Genomic DNA, 19323 nt, shown 5'->3' on the forward strand with positions numbered 1-19323 from the left:
CACTATTGATTCACCGTTCACACGCTAGAGTTTTTCAACTGGTGTAGTTAAACGCCAGAGAAGGCTCTTTATTCTCTTTGAATCGTTCGATAACTTTCAGTTGCGGCTTTGTTGTGAATGTACATCTCCGGCGTCGACGCTAAAATTTTCTCGATTGAATCTTGAAATCGTCGCGCTTTACACTCGCTCTTCTATCGGGCATGGTCTATTTAACGGAGAATTAATGATCAAATATCCAGCAATAAACCGGGGATGGAAATGGCCAGGATTACGGGAACGAAGCGTTCGGAAACGCTGAATGGCTCCAATGCCAATGACGAGATCTTCGGGCTGGAGGGCAATGATACGCTTTCGGGTCTTGGCGGCACGGATAGCCTCTATGGCGGTATCGGCAATGATACCTATGTGGTCGACAATGCGAACGACAAGATCATCGAGAAAGCAAACGAGGGCACCGATCTGGTGCAGGCCTCCGTCAGTTTCACACTCGCCAACAATGTCGAGAACCTGACGCTGACGGGCAACAAGGCGATCAACGCCACCGGCAACAGCGCCGACAATATCCTGATCGGCAATGTCGGCAACAACGTGCTCGACGGCAAGGCCGGCGCCGACAAGATGAACGGCGGCAAGGGCAACGACACTTATATCGTCGACAATACCGGCGATGTGGTGACCGAAAAGGCAGGCGAAGGAACCGACACAATTCAAGCGTCCATCAGCTTAACGCTGGCCACCAATGTCGAAAATCTCACGCTCACCGGCAACAAGGCCATCAATGGTACCGGCAACAGTGAAGCCAATATCCTCACCGGCAATGACGCCGCCAACATTCTCGACGGCAAGGGCGGCGTGGACAAGATGATCGGCGGCAAGGGCGACGACATCTATGTCGTCGATGATGGCGGCGACAACATGATTGAGAAGGCCAACGAGGGCACCGATCTCGTCAAGTCATCGATCAGCTACACGCTGGCCAACAATTTCGAAAACCTCACACTGACCGGCACCGACGATCTTGTCGCCACCGGCAACAACGCCGCCAACATTCTCACCGGCAACAGCGGCAACAACACGCTGAACGGCGGCCTGGGTGCTGACACCATGATCGGCGGCCTAGGCGACGATACCTACATCGTCGACAATGTGGGCGATACCGTTACGGAGAAAATCGCTGCCGGCATCGATACGGTCCAGGCATCGGTCAGCTACACGCTGGGCGACCATTTGGAAAATCTCGTGCTCACCGGCAGCCTCGCGATCAATGGTACCGGCAACGCGCTGAACAATGTGCTGACGGGCAACGCCGCTGCAAATCTGCTTGATGGCGGGCTTGGCGGCGATACCATGGTGGGAGGTTTGGGCGCTGACACTTATGTGGTCGATGATGCCGGCGATATCATCATCGAGGCAAGCAATGAGGGCAACGATCTGGTCTGGTCCTCGATCAGCTACACGCTCACTGCCAATGTCGAGCGACTGACATTGACCGGCAGCGATGCGATCAACGGCACGGGCAATGATCTCGCCAATGTCCTGACCGGCAATTCCGGCAACAACAGCCTCAATGGCGGCCTTGGCGCCGATACGATGGCGGGCGGCGCTGGCGATGACAGCTATGTCGTGGACGATGTCGGCGACACCATAGTGGAGGCGACGGGTGAGGGCTATGACAGTGTCCAGTCGTCGATCACCTACACACTGGCAGATAATCTCGAACAGCTTACCCTGACAGGTGGCGATGCGATCAATGGCTTCGGCAACGGACTGGCCAATACGATCACCGGCAACAGCGCCGCCAACACGCTCGATGGCGGCGCGGGTTCCGATACGCTCATCGGCCTCGATGGCGACGATATCTATGTCGTCGATGATGCAGGCGATGAGACCACGGAAGAAACCGGGCAGGGCACCGACCTGGTCAAATCGTCCATCACCTGGACCCTCGCTGCCAATATTGAAAACCTGACGCTCACCGGCAGCGACGCGATCAACGGCACCGGCAACGAACTGGAAAACACCATCACCGGCAATGACGGCGACAATGTCCTCGATGGTGGCGCAGGTGTCGATACGCTGAACGGCGGTGCGGGCGATGACACCTATGTGCTGGAGGACAGCGCGGATGTCGTCGACGACAGTGCGGGTAACGATACGATCCAGTCAACGATCACGCGCACCCTCGCAGACTACACTTCGATCGAGAACCTGACATTGCTAGGCGCCCTTGCGATCAATGCCACCGGCAATGCACAGGCCAACATTCTGACCGGAAATGACGCAGTCAACATCCTCACCGGCGAGGATGGCAACGACACGCTGATTGGCGGTCTGGGTGCCGACACGCTCTATGGCGGGGCCGATGACGATACCTATGTCCTCGCCGACGATACGACGGATGTGATCTGGGATTCGGCGGGATCCGACACGATCGCCTCGACCATCTCCCGTTCGCTCGCACTGTTCAGCGGCATCGAGAACCTCACGCTTTCCGGTACAGACGATATCGACGCCACCGGTGACAGTGGCGACAATGTGCTGACCGGCAACAGCGGCAACAATGTGCTCGATGGCGATGCTGGACTTGATACGCTTGTTGGCGGTGATGGCGATGACACCTACGTGCTCGGTGATGGCAACGATGTCGTGGAAGACACGTCCGGCAGCGATACGATCACCTCCACCGTCAGCCGAAGCCTGGCGGACTATTCCGGGATAGAAAACCTGACCTTGCTGGGCACCGCCCTTAACGGGACGGGCAATGGCTCTGACAATACCATCATCGGAAATGCCCTGGACAATACGCTGACCGGCGACAACGGCCACGATACGCTCGATGGCGGCGTCGGCGCCGATATCCTCAACGGTGGCGATGGAGACGACGTCTATTTTGTCGACAATGTCGGTGATAATGTCGTGGACTCTGCTGGCGTCGATACCGTCCAGGCCAGCATTTCATACACTCTCTCGTCGAACCTGGAAAACCTGACGCTGCTTGGCACAGCGGACATCGATGCCACCGGAAACGCCTCAAGCAATATTCTGGTCGGCAACAGCGGCAACAATGTGCTGGATGCTGGCGGCGCCGGCTCTGATGTCATGACAGGCGGCGCAGGCGACGACACCTACATTTTTGGCAACAGCGTCGCCACTGTCTTCGAAAATGCCGATGAGGGCATAGACACGGTCATTTCCTCGACTGTCGAGATCGAGCTTTACAATGTGTCTTACAACATCGACAACATTACGCTCACCGGCTCAAGTTCAATCGGCGCCTATGGCAACAATCTTGACAATGTGATCACCGGCAATGCCGGCGATAACATTATCGACGGCTACTTCGGTAACGACACGCTGACAGGCGGCGACGGCGACGATGTGTTCCGCTTCTGGAACTTCCCCAGTGGAAACACCAGCCTCGGATACGACACGATCACCGATTTCGAAGCGGGCGCGGGTTCAGGCGATGTGTTGCGTGTGGGGCAGCAGTATACAACACTGAGCCAGTTGCTGAGCCATACCGTCGATGATGGATCCGGCAATTGCACCATCACCTTCGACGCTTTCCCCACGTCACTAGACCCCACCAGCACGATCACCCTTCTGGGCGTGACCAAGAGCCAGCTCGTCGAGGACGATTTCGACTTCAACTACTGAAACTGGTCGCGTCCGAACGGCGACCCGTTCTGCAAGGACCGACAGACTGTTGAAACGAAACGACCCTTCCTCCACCCGGAGGAAGGGTCGTTGCGCATTGAGGGGCCGGCCCCCGCACATGAACCGCTTCTCATCGCGTCATAGGGTGCGGGGACCGGGTATGATCTCGGATGCGGTTTCGGCTCAGGCGGCGCGGTTCCAGCCATTGTGGCGCGGTGCGCGGCTCGAGGAGATGATGCGGCTTGGCAGCAGCTTCAGCACTTCATCGGAGAAATCGCGGGCGTTGCTCATCGCCTTGTCGAGATTGGAACATTTTTCGGGATCGAGTTCGTAGAGGCTGCGGCCGAGATCGAACATGTCGCGATAGGCGGCACGCTCGATGATCGGGGTCGCCATCACCTCGACGCCGCGCTGGGCGAGAAGCCCCTTGATGGCCAGCATCGAACGGGTGGTCACCATCGGATTGACCCGCGACAGCAGCACCGAATGGGGGATGACAAGCCCCGTCTGCTGGCGGATCTGGGCGATGAGATCGAGGATCTTCGCTGCCCCCTTGGCATCCATGCCTGAGCCCTGCACCGGGATCAGCACATGGTGGGAATAGGCAAGTGCGGTGGCGGTGATCTGGTTTTTCTCGCCGGCGAGGTCGATGATGAAATAGTCGTTCGGCCGCATGTCGCGGATATGACATTCGAGCGAGGCGGGGGTGACATGGCTGACGACGTTGATCAGCGGATGGTGGCCTGCCGTTTCCAGCCATTGGCTGATCCATTTCTGCGGATCGCTATCGAACACCGTTACCGCATAGCCGCGCTTGGACAATTCCAGCGTCAGCAGAGCTGCCGCCGTGGTTTTGCCCGCTCCGCCCTTGGTGTTGGCAATGGTAATGACTGGCATTGACGATCCCCTGCTTTGCTGACGCCCCCAGCGTCCTATCCGTAATCAAATCCTTGCAATTCATGGTTAATAAAGCCTTAGCGCCGGCCCTCGAATTTGTGTGATGATTAATAGGGGGTCGCAACGTCGTTCGGCTGTAACGCCTGAAAGCCTCGGATTCCGTCGAGTTGACTTCTTCCATGCGCAAGCGATAAAGTGCCTGTAAACGTTTGCAGGCGGTACAAAACGGAACAGGTTTCCGGTGGCGAAGGCCATGTAAACAAGGGGAGCGGGACCGAGAGCCCGGTGACAGAGCGCTTGGATCTGATCGATCGCATCTATGAAGCGGCAGTGCTGCCCGAATTGTGGGTGGAGGTCTGCGATGCGCTGTGCGCCGAACTCGATGTGCAATCGGCCGCGGTTCTTACCGTCAATCCCGACCTCGACGTGACCTATGCCTGCAACACCAGTATGCAGGAGATCTTTGCCCGCTATTCTGAAAGCGATGTGCGGTTCGGCAATGTCAGGCCACAGCGTGCGCTGGAAAAGGCCCCGGGTACCTTTCTGCGCGACACCGACATCATGACGGCATTGGAACTGGCCGAGGATCCGATCTATCGCCAGTTCATCTATCCTAGCGGCCTGAAATGGGCCGTCGGTTGTGCGATCCGCGAACCGTCCGGCCACTCGATCGTCTTCGATCTGATGCGGAGCGACAAAACGAGCGGCTTTTCCGATGCCGATCTGGCACGGCTCAACCTGCTCAAGCCAGATATGGCGCGCGCCGCGCTGCTTTCCTCGCGGCTTTCGTTCCGCAAGGCGCAGTCGATCACCAGTTCGCTGGCGCTGATCGGGCTGCCGGCGGCAGTGATTTCCGACAATCGCAGCGTCATGGCCGCCAATGCGGATATGGAAGCGATCGGTTCCGGCCTGCGCATCGGTGCGGGTGATCGCATCCGCCTTTCGACCGAGGGGGCTCAGCACCTGCTCGACGAAGGGCTAGAGCGGCTGGCGTTGGGCACCACCGGGCAGGTGCAGTCGATCGCCGTCTTGACCGAGGAACAGACGCCGCTGGTGCTGCATCTGGTGCCGGTGCGGCGGCAGGCCCGCGATGTGTTCGATCGCAGCCTGGCGATCCTCATCGTCACGCCGGTCGGCCCGGGCGGTCCACCGGATCTGCGGGTGCTGTCCGGCCTCTTCGATCTCACACCGGGGGAATCGCGGGTGGCGCGCCAGATCGCGGCCGGCATGAGTTATGAGGCGAGCGCAAAGGCGCTCGGCCTGACGGTCGAAACCGTGCGCACCTATGTCAAGCGGGTCATGTCCAAGACCGGCACCAGCCGCCATGCCGAACTGGCCGTGCTTCTAAGCGGGGTCGGATCGATCGCCATCGCCGTGTGAGGATACGTCGCTGTTACGGCGTCAGCTCCGCTGCAGCGCCACATGCAGGCCCAGCCCCACGAGAATGGTGCCGCCCACGCGCTGGATCAGCCGTTGCATCCGGCTCGATTGCTTCACTCTCTTGACGATGAGCCCGGCCAGCAGCACGCAGACGATGTCGGCCAGGGTGAAGATGCTGTTGACGATTGCTCCAAGAATGGCGAACTGCGCCCAGAGAGGCAGGCTGGCATTGGCATCGACGAACTGGGGCAGGAAGGCCAGAAAGAAGATCGCGGTCTTTGGATTGAGCACCTCGACAGCCACGCTTTCGATGAAGGCCCTTTTCGACGATCGCGGCGATGCGTCGATGGAAGCATCTGTGCTGGTCTCCCGGCTGCGGAACAGGGAAATGCCGAGCCAGATCAGATAGAAAGCGCCGCAGAGCTTGACGATCGTGTAGGCCACCGGGATGGCATGAAAGAGAGCGGTCAACCCCGCGGCGGCGGCGATGACATGCACATAGGCGCCGAGATTGATGCCGAGAACCGCCATGAACCCGGCGCGCCGACCGCCCGCCAATGTACGTGCAGCGGCATAGAACATCGCCGGTCCCGGGATGAAGGCGAAGAGCGCGGTGGTCACAACAAAGGCAAGCAGGATATCGGGCGTCGGCATCTGGCGATCTTTCTCGAGGGGCGTGCCCGATGGACACGTAGTTGTTTCAGCCAGCACCTTGACTACGAGGCATTATGTCATTGCCGCCCGGGGCAGAAGAGGGCAAGCCTGTCGAGACCCAGCCTCTTCTCTACCGCACCATCTGATCGGCCACGCTCGCCACCTTGCCGTCGCTCTTCAGCGGTGGCGCGGATTTGAGCTTGTCGCCGATCTCGCGGATCAGACGGGTGGTGGCGGCATTCAGCATGCGGGGACGGACGAATTTCGGCAGGCCGGCCGCTTCTTCCGCCTGCTTGGCCTTTTCCTTGGCGGCGGCGATCTCTTCCTCGGTCTGCGGCTGCGGCAGCGGGTTTTCCACGCCCGGAATGGGCCTGAGCTCGATGCCCTGATGGGCATAGTCGTTGAGCAGCTTCCAGGTCATGGCCGGCAGCGAACCGCCCGTCATATTGTTGGTGGAAGTATAGTCGTCGTTGCCGAACCAGACTGCGGTCGTGTAATTGCCGGTAAAACCGACGAACCAGGCATCGCGATAGGCCTGCGTGGTGCCGGTCTTGCCGGCGGTGAGGATGCCATTGTCGAGTGCCGCCTTGCGGGCGGTGCCGATATAGGGGATCTGGCTCAGCATCTGGTTCATGTAATCGGCGGCCTGCTTGGTCAGCACCCGTTTGGCGGGCGGCGCGTCACGCTCGAAATCGTAGAGAACCTTGCCGTCGTAATCCATGATCTGGGTGATGCCATGCCGGCGCGATTGCATGCCTTCGGCCGGAAACACCGCGTAAGCCGTCGCCTGGTCCATCACCGTCATTTCGGATGTGCCGAGCGGAATGGTCTTGTCGGTGCGGATCGGCGTCTCGACGCCCATGTCGCGCGCCACCTTGGAGATCGCCTCGGTGCCGATCAGATCCTTGGCGAGCTTGACCGGAATGGAGTTGATCGACTTGGCGATCGCCATCGTCACCGTCATGGCCCCCGCATAGGAACGGCCATAATTCTGCGGCGACCAGCCCCGCCAGCTCACCGGCCCGTCGACTACGATCGAGGTCGGCGTCAGGCCCTTTTCCATCGCGAGCGCATAGGTATAGACCTTGAAGGACGAGCCCGGCTGCCGCAGAGCCTTGGTGGCGCGGTTGAACTGGGTCTCGCCGTAATCGCGACCGCCGACCATGGCGCGCACCGCGCCGCCATGTTCGATCATCACCAGCGCGCCCTGCTTGACCCGATAGGCCTCGCCATATTGCCGGAGACCGGTTTCCACTGCCTGTTCGGCGGCATGCTGCAGGCCCATGTCGAGCGTCGTGCGCACCACCAGCGAATGTTCGGGGAAATTGCGGGCAATCTTCAGCGTTTCGTCATAGGCCCAGTCGAGGAAGAAATCCGGCGCCTCGCGCATGTTGCGGTCGACCACGGTGGCGGGGTGCCGCCGCGCTTCCAGCACTTCGCCCTCGGTCATCAGCTTGCCTTGGACGAGGTTGGTCAGAACTTCGTTGGCGCGCGCACGCGCGGCCGGCAGGTTGACATGCGGCGCATATTTGGCCGGCGCCTTGAAAAGCCCGGCCAGCATGGCGCTTTCGGCCACCGTCAGATCGGTGATTTCCTTGCCGAAATAGAAGCGCGCCGCCGCCGCCGCGCCGAATGTGCCGCCGCCCATATAGGCGCGGTCGAGATAGAGCGACAGGATTTCCTTCTTGGTGAAATTGGCCTCGAGCCACAGCGACAGGAAGGCTTCCTTGATCTTGCGGTCGAAGGTGCGCTCGTTGGAGAGGAAGAGGTTCTTCGCCAGCTGCTGGGTCAGTGTCGAGCCGCCCTGCACGACGCCGCCGGCGCGGGCATTTTCGGTCATGGCGCGCATCAGGCCGAGAAAATCGATGCCGAAATGCTCGAAGAAGCGGCGGTCTTCGGTGGCCAGCACCGCTTTGACCAGATGGTCCGGCAACTGGTCGATCGGCACCGAATCCTCATGGATGATGCCGCGATGGCCGATGACCTGGCCGTAGCGATCCAGAAAGGTGACGGCGAAATCCTGCTTCTTGCGCCAGTCGCTCTTGGCGATCTCGAAGGCAGGCTTGGCCAGCGCCAGCATTGCCACAAGCCCCACAGTGCCCCAGGTCAGAGCCTCGTTGGCGAGTTCGACCGGAATGCGCTTCCAGCCCTTGACGCGGAAGCGGCGGAAGAAGATCGTCACATCCTCCCACCAGTCCATGAAGCGGAAGCCGGCATTCCAGAGGGTGGAATCGATCAGCGCATCGAGGCGCAGGAAGAAATGCCGCTTCAGCCGCGGCTTGCGCGCCGGGGTCTCGGCCGTCTCGTCGCGTTCGGGCGTCTCGTTGCCGGAAGGAGCATCGCTCATGGTCTGTTCCCGGAGTTCGGTTCCAAGTTAGTTCTTCTCCTTTTTGTCATAACCCAGTATGAGCCGCGTTCAAACCGGTGAAAGCGAAAAATGGACGAGACCCCTTTCTGGAAGGCCAAGGGCCTTCGCGAGATGACGGATTCCGAATGGGAGAGCCTGTGCGACGGCTGCGGCCGCTGCTGTCTCAACAAGATCGAGTATGAGGATACCGGCGAGATCGTCTGGACCGATATCCGCTGCAAGATGCTCGATCCCATAAGCTGTCGCTGCTCCGATTATGCCAACCGCCAGAAGGAAGTGCCCGATTGCATTCGCCTGACGGTGGAAGAGGTGGAAACGCTGAGCTGGCTGCCGCCCACCTGCGGCTACCGGCTCGTGAAAGAGGGCCGCGACCTCTACTGGTGGCATCCGCTGATTTCCGGCGATCCCGACACAGTCCATCAGGCCGGCATCTCCGTTCGTGGCCGCACCGTCAGCGAAAACGATGTCGCCTGGGACGATTACGAAGAGCATGAAGTGGCCTGGCCCGGCGAGGAATATCAGGGCAAGCGGTGAGGGGGAGGAGCGCTGTCGACTTAAGCTACGCGCCGCAACCGGCGCCTTCGTGGGCCATGCTCGGTAGGCTGCCTTATAACGAGGGGCAGGTTCAGCTGTGGCATGTGCTCGCAGGCTCTTCTCCCCCGCGGGGAGAAGATGTCCGAAGGATAGATGAGGGGCGCGCAAAGCCCTCGTATCCAGCTGATATTTCGGAATAATCCCCCTCATCCGGCGCTTGCGCGCCACCTTCTCCCCGCTGGGGAGAAGAGGGGGCATTCTTCAGCCGGCCCCCTTGCGGTAGGTGCCACTTGTTGAAGAGCAGCGGGGGCTCTTGCATCGCGGGCTCTCACCGCCATACAGCACGTCAGTCAACCCTGTGCCTGATGCAAGCCACCGCTCGGTTGGCTTGCTTTTAAAACCCGCGGCCGCCGGTTCAGACGATCATGAAATCGGAGGCTTTCAGTGCATCCGGGGTCTCGACGATGGCGATCAGCACCGCATCGGCCGAGCCGGTCCCGTCGCGATCATAATAGAGTTTACCCGTGTTCGGATCGAAAATGATGCGATCGGACCCATCCTCGGCGTGGCTGCCGAGGGTGAAGGCTGAAACCTGTAGATGGCCCTTGCCGAGCGAGGCGAAAATATCCTTCTCAAGCGTGATCGTATCATCGACGCCGACGAAATCCTCGATCCGGTCGACATTGTCGCCCACCGGTCGTTCGGCAAAGACGAACGTATCGTCACCCGAACCGCCCTCGAGAATATCCTTGCCCTGGCCGCCCTCGATGACATCGTCGCCGGTACCGCCCGTCAGTTCGTCATTGCCGCCCAGGCCCTCGAGCGAATTGTCGCCGTCATTGCCTTCAAGCTCGTTACCGAGCTTGTTGCCGTCGAGATTGCTGTCGTCGGTGCCTTCGAGCATCGCATCCTCGACATTGGTCGGCAGCGTGTAGTTGAGAAAGACCGGAATGAGCACGGTGTCGATATCGCTTGCCTTGCCCTGATCGATGATCACGTCGCGACGGTTGTCGACATAATAGACATCATCCCCGGCGCCGCCGATCATCGTGTCGGCGCCCAGCCCGCCATCGAGCAGGTCGTTGCCGTCACCGCCGCGCAGAATGTCGTTGTTCTGTTCGCCGTAAAGCTCGTCGTCGCCATTGTCGCCGAACAGGCTGTCATTGCCGTAACCGCCATAGATCTGGTCGTCGCCGCTGTCGCCATAGGCCTTGTCGTCGCCCAAGAGCGATATGATCGTGTCGTTGCCCTTGGCGCCGATCATGACATCAACGTAATAACGATTTTCTGTATGTGTAGAAAATGTATTGTCACCATAAAGAATCTGGTCCTTGTCATCGTATGAAAAGCCGCTTCCGTCGTAATATTCCATAATTTTCTCGAATATATCTTTACTGTATGCGCTGGTTCCGTACGGATTGCTATTTGATATGACCCGCATATCCCTGATCGCTATTTCCTTATCATTTGGATCGTAAGAGTCGGTAAAAATATAGTAGCCTTTGCCGATATTTTCGCGACCGAAGTTTCGCAGGGCCTTCACTTCATCGACATTCTCCGCGCCGACATAGTATTTCCATGTCAGTTCGTTGTCTTCATAGAGGTTGATATTGAACATCAATGTGTTGTTCAGGCCGGAGCCGCGACGGATAACAAAGTCGCCTGTATCGGCGTTGAAGCCATAGTTGAGAACATTTGAGGAGGCTTTCTCCAAATCGGTTCTGCCGATTTCAGAAAGCGTTTCGGTTTGCCCTATGAATTTCCACGCCATTTCGATCTCTTTCTACTTTGGTGCGGCGCTAGCGCGCCAATTGCGACTATTGGAACAAGTAAATCTGATTCCGTTCCGTCGAAAAAGTGGGCCGGAAATCGAAAGTGTTGCTTGCTCTCCATCAATCTGAGGTCAGAGGCTGGTAGGATTTCACGGCTACCCATCGCCAGTCTCGCGAAAGTTTGGCGCTCTAACGTTTGACAAAGGATAACGTAGGGAAGTGGAGCGACTGATGAGCAATCTTGCAATGGTGGACAATCCGGATGCTGAAATCGGGCCGTTTCTGCGGCGGATTGCGACCATGTCGGATCCCAAGGCGCTGCACGACATGTGCCACGAATTTCTCTACAAGTTCCCGCCGCAGCGCGGTCTTGAACTTTCCTCCTTCATGAGCTGGTCGAACCCGTTCTTCCTGCCCGATATTCCGGCGGAAAACGCCAAGCAGCTGACCGTGTCACTCGAAATCTTCGCCGAAGTGATGATGCGCGTGAAGCTCATGGCCAGCCGTTCCAGCCAGCTCAACGTGCTTGTTGCCTGCGCGCCGAAATCGGCCTCCACTTTCATTCAGGATGCGCTGCAAAAGGCGCTCAACCTGCCGGCCGCAGGCCTTTTCACTGCCACCACCAATGCCTATTCGGCTTCCATGCTGGGCGCCAACCTGATGGAGCAGGAGCCTGACGAACTGGCGCTGATCCGCAACGGCATCAATGGACGCGGCTATGTCTCGCAGCTGCATGCGCGCTGCTCGCCCTACATGGCGCGGCTGCTCGATTTCTACAATGTCCGGCCGATCGTCACCTATCGCAACATCTTCGATACGCTCGTTTCGATGGATGACATGCTGATGGGCTGGCGCAACAATGGTCCCGGCAATGACGGCCACTATTTCAACGATGGCATGCCGGCCAATTTCGCGACGCTCGACCGTGCCGATCGTCTGATGATCCTCGCCCAGCGCCACACGCCCTGGCTGGTGCAGTTCTACATTTCCTGGCGCAAATGCGAGCGGGCCGGCCTCATCAAGCCGCTGTTCGTCTCCTACGATGAGGATTTCCTCAGCGACAAGGCCGTGCTTGCCGAACGCGTCTCGACCTTCCTCGGTGCCGAAAAGGCGGATCCCACCCGCATCGCCCAGGCCTTTGCCGACAAGACCGATGCCGGTTCCAAGCGCCTCAACAAGGGTGTCGCCGGCCGGGGTGCCGATCTTCCCGCCCGCGTGCGCGAACAGGTTCTCTCCATCGCGCTCTTCTATCGCGAGGAAGAGGATATCTCGGCGCTGATCGGTCTCTGACGGTCGGTTCGATGACGGAGGCGCCTGCACAGAAGGGGTCGGACGGAGATCTTGTTCGTCCGATGATGGCCTGGATGTCGCGCGCCACCGATGCCAACGAACTGATTGCAAAAGGCAATGCGTTCATCGGCCAGTTTCCGGCCTCGCAAGGGCTGAAAGTGGCTTCGGCGCTTGCCTGGGCCAATCCCTTCTTCGTTCCCAATGTCGATGGTGCCACCGTCGGCGCACTGTCGCTCAGCAGCGAGCAATTGGCGCACTATCTGATGCGGGCCAAGCAGACCGCGCGCACGATGGCCGGTCCGAAGATCCTGCTTGCCTGCGCGCCGAAATCGGCCTCCACCTTCCTGCAGACAGCACTCACACAGGCACTCGGTCTCAACTCCGCCTGCCTGTTTGCCGCCACCTTCGACTGGGCTTCGGCGGCTGTGCATGGTTCCGGGCTCGTGGAGCAGGAGCCCGATGAACTGGCCCTCATGCGTGCCGGTCTCAATGGCAGGCCCTATGTGGCCCAGCACCATTGCCGTGCCACGCCCTATCTTGCGCGGCTTCTCTCCACCTATCGGCTCTCCACCATCGTCAGCCATCGCAACATCTTCGACACGATCGTCTCGATGGACGATATGCTGATCGACTGGCGCTCGCGACCGGGCTCAAGCCAGCACGGCTATTTCACAGATGGCATGCCGGGTGATTACGAGCGCCGCGATCCCGCCGACCGGCTCCTGATGCTGGCACAACGGCATGTGCCCTGGCTTGTGCAATTCTACCTTTCCTGGCGCAAATGCGCCCGCAATGGCGAGGTGTCGCCGCTGTTCGTCTCCTATGAGGCGGATTTTCTCGGAGACAAACAGGCGCTGGCCGAACGGATGGCCAACCATCTCGGGCTCGATGCGGACGCCCGCGACCGGCTGGTGGCTGCCTTCGAGGATAAAAGCGATGGTCGCGCCAAGCGGCTCAACCGCGGCGTTGCCGGGCGAGGCGCTGCCTTGCCGGATGCGGTGCGGGCACAGATCCTATCGACCGCCTCCTACTATCGCGACGAGGACGATCTGACGCCGCTTCTCGGGCGGACCTAAACATTCTCGGTCGGATCTGACCTTTCTTGCTCTAATTGATCCAGCGCAAGGATCGGTCCGGCGAAATCCCGCAAATGAATAGCGAAAACACTATCCATTTTCCGGAGAGAGCGATGTCGAAGAACTATCCCGAAATCACCAAGCGTATTTCCAACAATATCCGCAAGCTGCGCAAGGACATTCCCGAAACCATGCAGGGCTTTTCGGCCTTGGCATCCAATGCCGGCAAGGACGGGGTCCTGTCGAAAAAGACCAAGGAAATGATTGCCTTGGCGATCGGCGTAGCCACCCGATGCGATGGCTGCATCGGCTTTCATGCCGAAGCGCTGGTGAAGCTCGGCTGCACGCGCGAGGAGTTCGAGGAAGTGCTGGGCATGACCGTCTATATGGGCGGCGGCCCGAGCCTGATGTATGCCGCCGATGCGCTGGAAGCCTTCGAGCAATATTCGGAAGCCGAAAAGCCGGCCAGTTGAACGGCTACCGGCGTTTGGGCGTGCCCTTGCGCACGCCTTCGGCTGCCTGCGCCAGAGCGCTGGCAACCACATCCGCGGGGCAATCGGCAAAAAACAGGCTCGTCCAGCCCTTGGCGCCCCAGGCATTGGGCAGCGGCACAAAACAGGCTGGCTCCAGTTCGCACAGCATCGCCTGCCGGTCTGGCGTGAAATTGAGAACGGCCCGCCCATCCTCCGGCAGGCTGGCAAAGATGCGCTTGCCGATGCGGAAATCGCGCTTGCCGAAATGGGAGGCTTGCACAGCCCCATCCACCGCAAGCGCCAAAGCCACGAACGCATCGTTTGTCATCGCTCCTCCAGACCAGCAATCTGCCAGATCGGCGCGGGCGAGGGAAGGGCTCAGCGCGCGCAGGCCGTCTCGTTCGATGGCTGCGCGATCGGCTCGCGCAGCACCGTGACAGTGCAGGCATAACGATGTTCGATGCAGCGGAAGGGGAGGCAGGAATCCTGCCGCTCTTCCGAACTCCCCGCGATCCTGAAGACGGAGCCGGGCGGTTCGGACGCGCGCAGCGTCTCGACGAACTGGTGGCAGAAGGCCGGCTGGCTCGAGGCTTCCGGTTGCCATTCCGACTGGCCGCTCCGCTCCACCGAGACCGCGTAGCGCTCGACTGCAGTGGACGGCGGGCAGGTGGCGACGTTGAGCGCCTTGGCCTGCGATGCAAGCATGGCTTCGGCCTTCGCCAGCCGCGCCCGCAAGACTTCCCCCTCATTGTGGGCCTTGTGGTACCAGGCCGCGACATCATCGGCGGATAGGGCCGCCGTCTGTTCGACATCGCGGATGATATAGGCGATGGCGACCGGGCCGAGCGTGATATAAAGCAGCAAAATCAGAGCGATCGCCGCTGGCGGATAACCCGCCCAGTCCCGCCAGGCAAAGAGCCGCCGCTTCAGCCGTTCGGACCCCTTGAGGGCCTTCGCATCGCTCTTCGCCTCCGGCACCCAGACCGGATAGAAGGCGGGATCGGCGGTGTTGGGCGCGATTCCGGTCTGGCCGACCGCATGACGCGCCGCCACGCCGCATCCATGGCACTGCAGCGCCAGGATTTCGTCATGGCTGAAAAGATCGAGATCGGTGCGGATATAGGGCACGGATTTCTGCACGACGGCGGGAAGATCAAGCCCGGGCCCGGCATCGAACCGGTCCTGGATCGACAGATGGCTGATCTTGCGCGAACCATCGCCGACCGCGATCTTCTCGTTGCGGGCGGTGGAAATCGTGTTCATCAGAATATCGGTGACGCGGGTCAGCCGGGCAAAGAACCACCAGAAAGTGCGGTTCGTGCGCTCCTTCAGCGGGCCGGACGCATCCGAGACGATCACTTCGGCAACATCGTCATAGGCTTCCGCGAGCGCGATCGAGGCGGATTCGAAGCCGAGATTGTCAACAATGCCGCCATCGGTGACGGCATAGACGGTTTCGCCGAGCTGCGGAAACTCGGCTTTATCGATCAGGAGCGGCGAAAACATCGGCGGAAAGGCCGAGGAACAGGCAACCGCGAAACTGAGATCGAGATCGCCTTCGAGCATCGTCGAGGGCCCGAGCGAGGCGCCCTTGCGATCCATCACGCAGCGGCGACCATCATCCATCCGCGTCGACAGCACATGCAGGTCGCAGGGCGGGGCGGAGGCTTCATCGCGATAGAGGTCGCTGAAGCGGGCACTATCGAACAGCCGCTTGTATTCCTTGATCAAAAGATCGGTCGAGGTGCGGAAGATCCGCCCGAATTTGCGCGGGAAAAGCCCGCGGATGAAGGTCATCGGCAGGCGGCGGACGATGCGGCCGCGCACATCCCGGCCGCCGAATTCGACAAGCGCGCGGGCAGCCTGTTCGAACTGTTCGGGCGTGCCGTTATAGAGATGCCAGTTTTGCGTGAGATGGGCGGCGGTGATGCTGCCGCCGGAAACGGAGAAGATGCAGCGCACATCCCTGAGCCGGTCGATGCTGCGTAGATGCCGGATGACGCCGAGATGGAAGAAGGTGGCCCGGAAGCCGCCGCCGCTGAAACAGACCGCCAGTTTCGGATGATCCACCGACACGCTTTCCCCACGCTCCATCGCCGCATCCCTTTGGCGCAAGCGCCCCGGCAGCAGGGTTATAGGGCAGAACCATTAAACTTTGATTGAATGGGGGGGAAATGTACATGATGGTGACACCGGCGCATCATCCTGTATGAGCGTGGTCGACTTGCAAATTACAGACTGCAATTGGACCGGCACGACCACGCCGCGCGGTTTTCCGAACCCGCTGCATTCCCTGGGGTTCCCGATCTCCTGTTGACTATTTGCTTGCTGCATCAAAAGCAACAACAGCCGACCACGAGGTCGCGGCCCGCTGCATATCTCTGAAAATACGGGTTAAAAGGATGGTGGGCGTGACAGAAGTGCGACAATGTCAAAATTTCAGTGAGTTATTCGACCGCACCGCCAAACTTCGTCCCGATGATATCTTTAGTCAATTTCAATCGCTCCCCGCACCCTCGCGTACTGATCTGTTGCTCATATTCAAGAAATCTTAGGTGTCCATCATTCGAGTGATGGGGTGTCCGTCCATGAGAGCTAAGTAAGTCTCTGAACCGCAACAACGAAATTCAAACAATCTTCCGATTATCACCGCTAATGTACTCGCATTCCCTGGCTGCCCGATCTGCTTTTGGCCGCCCTTGGCCAGCACAGTGAAATTCTCCTGTGATGCTACAGGCCAGTCAAAACTCTCCTCGCATCAGAGTGATGGTACCCATGCCCGAGGAAGTAACACAGATCTTCGAAGGACTAGAACCATCCACTTGCCGAACGTGAATTGCGCCCGCACCGTATGCGATAAGAGATACTTCTCCTTCGTAAGTTCTCTTTGTCCCGCGAGGCTTCCCGTTGATTGAAACCCCGGTGCCGACCTCATACCTCCGCCCCGGAACTCCGATGACAGTATAGTCAATCCAGAGCACAACGTGATCGCCGAACCATTGCCAATCTGTTCCGACGTCTTTGCAAATGTAGTCGGCTGAACGGCTTTCACTCGAGAAGCAAAGCAGCACCGCAATTGCCGCTCCGCCCGTCAGAGGGACATTATGCCACCTCATTATCTTACCATCGCAATGCGATAGATATCAGCATCGACCGGGGCTGTGATGCCACCGACGTCGGGACTTACGAGCCAGTCAATGAAGCGGGTCTTCTTAGCTGCCGAGGAGCAAGCAGAATATATGCCGCTTCTTGTTGTGTCGTTTATGATGCAAGCTGGTAGATTACCGGCCAGAGAAAGCATTTCAGGGTTAGTCTGATAGGACGCAACGAGGTCTTTCAGTTTTGGGCGTATAGAGGAGCCCGCTGCGAACGCATCTTGAAGGTTTTGTTCAAACTGCCGCAAGCTACCATCTGTGGCCTCCTGATTAACGCATACCGCGATAAAAGCCCTTTCGATAAAAAGTGGCCGAATTTCTCCGATCTGAGCAATGCAAGCGTTCATATCTGACCAGCCGAATGCTCGACGGTCGACTGCGGGTTGGCCTACGGCCCATTCGACGCCTTCCATGTTCTTTGCCCGAATAACCATGCCCAACGGTAGGCCTGTCGTGCTCATCAGAATGTCGCGCTGCGACAGGTCGGGAATGCGTTGTAGTGCTTCTGTGTAAGCACCCCATGCTTCTTTAATTTTTGATATGGCTTCGTTCCGCACGAGCAGCGCGGCGTCACGTTGGGCAACGTCCGCGTATGCCCTATATTGTGCATCGGCGACGGCGGCGAGAGAGTAAGATGCGCTGACAGAGGCGTAAAATTCCGTACTTGCCGAGTTATAGCGCACCACTTGGTAGATCGCCGGCGGAGCGTCTTCAATTTTGCTCATGAAGATCGATGCCGACTTCAGCGATACAGACAACCAGTCGTTGGCGTACTCCGCTTGCGTCTGGAAATTGGCGCAAGCCGCAGCCGGAGCCTCTCCACTCCAAGTCGGGTCGCTCTTGGACATCCAGTCCACGTAATTCGCGGACAGCCACACAAACGAAGATGCTAACGTGACTGCACTCCCGATGTCCTTATGTTGAGAAGTCATTTCGTACAGCGCGGCGCTCGCCATGCATGCCGCAGCCTGTTGCTCATTAACGGTCCGCGCATTTTGCCAAGCGATCATTGCCGCGGTTGCGGGCACCTCGTATCGAAGAAAGGAAAGTCTCTCAGGAAGGCTCTCATCTGAGACGCTGTCCCACGTTCTGGCGAGCTGACTGACCCTGGCGAATAGTTCTCTGCCCGCGTCATCTGCAACGAACAGGGCGTTGCGTTTTAGCAAATCCCGCTGAAGATCAGCAAACTGGACAAGGAAGCGTGGCGCCAGATTGGTGGCGTCGAGCGAACTGTATTGTGAGGCAAAGAACACCGCACTGTCGAGATCTCCTGACTGTATTGAGTCGCTGTAAGATTTTACAAGCTGTGTTCGAATTTGTTCAATTTTATCTTCAGATGGAGGCGCCAGAAATGTTGAACCCGCAAAAACGATAGTCGAGAAAACGGTTGCAAGCGACACACCGGCGATCAAGTTAGGGCCAACCCTCGCCCAAGGCGTTTCTGGCCTCCATGTTTTCATAACAAAGAAAAATACGATCACCAGGGCAGCAGTGAGTAGTATCACAATACTGGCGTATTGTATGACGCTCTTAAGGGCTACCTCCGCATTATTTATTTGCCTAGTAGCGATTATGTCAGCCGAGCCGAGCTTTGTAGATAAGACTTCATCAATTTGTGCTATGCGCTCCTGAACAACCTTATCGACTTCTGCGACCTTGACGGAAAGCTCGGCTGAGACCTGCTTGATGCGCTCTTGGGCCAGCATATCGGCTCTGGTTAGGAGATTGTTTCCGGCGATCTCGGCGTTCTTGATTGTAGCGTCCGCGACCCTCTGGAAAGCATTGGCCGTGTCGTTGATGGTTGGCCCTGCAAATGCAGATAGCCCTTCTCCAAGAACACTGCCCACGCCACGGAAGACCGAACTCGCGGCTCTCTTTATGTCTTTCAAGGGATTCCAACCAGCATCAACGCTGCTTGGGTTTGCTAACGTGGCCGCAAGCACAGCAAAGACCAAGAATACTCGCATGGAAGACATTTTGCGCATGGTCTGTGGGGGGGGGGGGGGGGGGGGGGGGGGGGGGGGGGGGGGGGGGGGGGGGGGGGGGGGGGGGGGGGGGGGGGGGGGG

General features: G+C 58.9%; 13 protein-coding genes. 6 read left to right on the forward strand and 7 right to left on the reverse strand.

Going from position 1 to position 19323, the window contains the following annotated elements; all coding sequences use genetic code 11:
- Window positions 1–258 precede the first annotated feature (258 nt).
- The gene (locus tag Q4481_RS03540) at window positions 259–3657 is read left to right on the forward strand and encodes a beta strand repeat-containing protein (RefSeq protein WP_304374902.1); all 3399 of its coding nucleotides are present in this window, start codon (window positions 259–261) and stop codon (window positions 3655–3657) included.
- A gap of 183 nt (window positions 3658–3840) precedes the next feature.
- On the opposite strand, the gene Q4481_RS03545 is transcribed toward Q4481_RS03540, so the two are convergent.
- A complete protein-coding gene (locus Q4481_RS03545; protein ID WP_304374903.1) occupies window positions 3841–4554 on the reverse strand; it encodes an AAA family ATPase in 714 nt (237 codons plus the stop codon).
- Between the two features lie 285 nt (window positions 4555–4839).
- Here Q4481_RS03545 and Q4481_RS03550 point away from each other — a divergent pair, with 285 nt between their 5' ends.
- Window positions 4840–5934, forward strand: coding sequence for a helix-turn-helix transcriptional regulator (locus Q4481_RS03550; RefSeq protein WP_304374904.1), 1095 nt, complete (start codon window positions 4840–4842; stop codon window positions 5932–5934).
- A gap of 21 nt (window positions 5935–5955) precedes the next feature.
- Here the strand turns inward: Q4481_RS03550 and Q4481_RS03555 are convergent, their stop codons facing one another.
- Both Q4481_RS03555 and Q4481_RS03560 read right to left on the reverse strand, forming a co-directional pair.
- Window positions 5956–6588, reverse strand: a complete 633-nt coding sequence (locus tag Q4481_RS03555; RefSeq protein WP_304374905.1) for a LysE family translocator — start codon at window positions 6586–6588, stop codon at window positions 5956–5958.
- A 130-nt stretch (window positions 6589–6718) separates the two neighbouring features.
- Entirely contained in the window at window positions 6719–8935 is a 2217-nt protein-coding gene (locus tag Q4481_RS03560) for a transglycosylase domain-containing protein (protein WP_304374906.1), read from the reverse strand.
- Between the two features lie 90 nt (window positions 8936–9025).
- Between Q4481_RS03560 and Q4481_RS03565 the strand changes: the two genes are divergently transcribed.
- Window positions 9026–9490, forward strand: a complete 465-nt coding sequence (locus tag Q4481_RS03565) for a YcgN family cysteine cluster protein (protein WP_304374907.1) — start codon at window positions 9026–9028, stop codon at window positions 9488–9490.
- Window positions 9491–9905: 415 nt separating this feature from the next.
- Here the strand turns inward: Q4481_RS03565 and Q4481_RS03570 are convergent, their stop codons facing one another.
- On the reverse strand, window positions 9906–10862 hold the full coding sequence (locus tag Q4481_RS03570) for a calcium-binding protein (protein WP_304374908.1): 957 nt from the start codon (window positions 10860–10862) through the stop codon (window positions 9906–9908).
- A 631-nt stretch (window positions 10863–11493) separates the two neighbouring features.
- Between Q4481_RS03570 and Q4481_RS03575 the strand changes: the two genes are divergently transcribed.
- The 3 genes from Q4481_RS03575 (at window position 11494) to Q4481_RS03585 (ending at window position 14101) form a co-directional block, all read left to right on the forward strand.
- Entirely contained in the window at window positions 11494–12552 is a 1059-nt protein-coding gene (locus Q4481_RS03575; RefSeq protein ID WP_304374909.1) for a hypothetical protein, read from the forward strand.
- A gap of 11 nt (window positions 12553–12563) precedes the next feature.
- Window positions 12564–13628 carry a hypothetical protein gene (locus tag Q4481_RS03580; RefSeq protein WP_304374910.1) on the forward strand — a complete coding sequence of 355 codons (1065 nt, stop codon included), beginning with the start codon at window positions 12564–12566 and terminating at the stop codon, window positions 13626–13628.
- 113 nt (window positions 13629–13741) lie between these two features.
- Window positions 13742–14101: a carboxymuconolactone decarboxylase family protein gene (locus Q4481_RS03585; protein WP_304374911.1), complete on the forward strand. Its 360-nt coding sequence runs from the start codon at window positions 13742–13744 to the stop codon at window positions 14099–14101.
- A 4-nt stretch (window positions 14102–14105) separates the two neighbouring features.
- On the opposite strand, the gene Q4481_RS03590 is transcribed toward Q4481_RS03585, so the two are convergent.
- The 3 genes from Q4481_RS03590 to Q4481_RS03600 all read right to left on the reverse strand — a co-directional run bounded on the left by Q4481_RS03590 (window position 14106) and on the right by Q4481_RS03600 (window position 19241).
- The gene (locus tag Q4481_RS03590) at window positions 14106–14429 is read right to left on the reverse strand and encodes an MmcQ/YjbR family DNA-binding protein (RefSeq protein ID WP_304374912.1); all 324 of its coding nucleotides are present in this window, start codon (window positions 14427–14429) and stop codon (window positions 14106–14108) included.
- A 50-nt stretch (window positions 14430–14479) separates the two neighbouring features.
- Window positions 14480–16195, reverse strand: a complete 1716-nt coding sequence (locus Q4481_RS03595; RefSeq protein ID WP_304374913.1) for a patatin-like phospholipase family protein — start codon at window positions 16193–16195, stop codon at window positions 14480–14482.
- 1021 nt (window positions 16196–17216) lie between these two features.
- Window positions 17217–19241 (reverse strand): hypothetical protein, encoded by a 2025-nt coding sequence (locus Q4481_RS03600; protein ID WP_304374914.1) that lies wholly within the window; start codon window positions 19239–19241, stop codon window positions 17217–17219.
- Window positions 19242–19323: the final 82 nt, after the last annotated feature.

Source organism: Fluviirhizobium alvei (assembly GCF_030551875.1).
GTDB lineage: Bacteria > Pseudomonadota > Alphaproteobacteria > Rhizobiales > Rhizobiaceae > Rhizobium_E > Rhizobium_E alvei.

Coding starts and splice junctions, on each gene's coding strand:
- Q4481_RS03555 (WP_304374905.1), bottom strand. CDS start 6,588: ATGCCGACGCCCGATATCCTGCTTGCCTTTGTTGTGACCACCGCGCTC.
- Q4481_RS03600 (WP_304374914.1), bottom strand. CDS start 19,241: ATGCGCAAAATGTCTTCCATGCGAGTATTCTTGGTCTTTGCTGTGCTT.
- Q4481_RS03590 (WP_304374912.1), bottom strand. CDS start 14,429: ATGACAAACGATGCGTTCGTGGCTTTGGCGCTTGCGGTGGATGGGGCT.
- Q4481_RS03570 (WP_304374908.1), bottom strand. CDS start 10,862: ATGGAATATTACGACGGAAGCGGCTTTTCATACGATGACAAGGACCAG.
- Q4481_RS03560 (WP_304374906.1), bottom strand. CDS start 8,935: ATGAGCGATGCTCCTTCCGGCAACGAGACGCCCGAACGCGACGAGACG.
- Q4481_RS03540 (WP_304374902.1), top strand. CDS start 259: ATGGCCAGGATTACGGGAACGAAGCGTTCGGAAACGCTGAATGGCTCC.
- Q4481_RS03580 (WP_304374910.1), top strand. CDS start 12,564: ATGACGGAGGCGCCTGCACAGAAGGGGTCGGACGGAGATCTTGTTCGT.
- Q4481_RS03585 (WP_304374911.1), top strand. CDS start 13,742: ATGTCGAAGAACTATCCCGAAATCACCAAGCGTATTTCCAACAATATC.
- Q4481_RS03595 (WP_304374913.1), bottom strand. CDS start 16,195: ATGGAGCGTGGGGAAAGCGTGTCGGTGGATCATCCGAAACTGGCGGTC.
- Q4481_RS03575 (WP_304374909.1), top strand. CDS start 11,494: ATGAGCAATCTTGCAATGGTGGACAATCCGGATGCTGAAATCGGGCCG.
- Q4481_RS03565 (WP_304374907.1), top strand. CDS start 9,026: ATGGACGAGACCCCTTTCTGGAAGGCCAAGGGCCTTCGCGAGATGACG.
- Q4481_RS03545 (WP_304374903.1), bottom strand. CDS start 4,554: ATGCCAGTCATTACCATTGCCAACACCAAGGGCGGAGCGGGCAAAACC.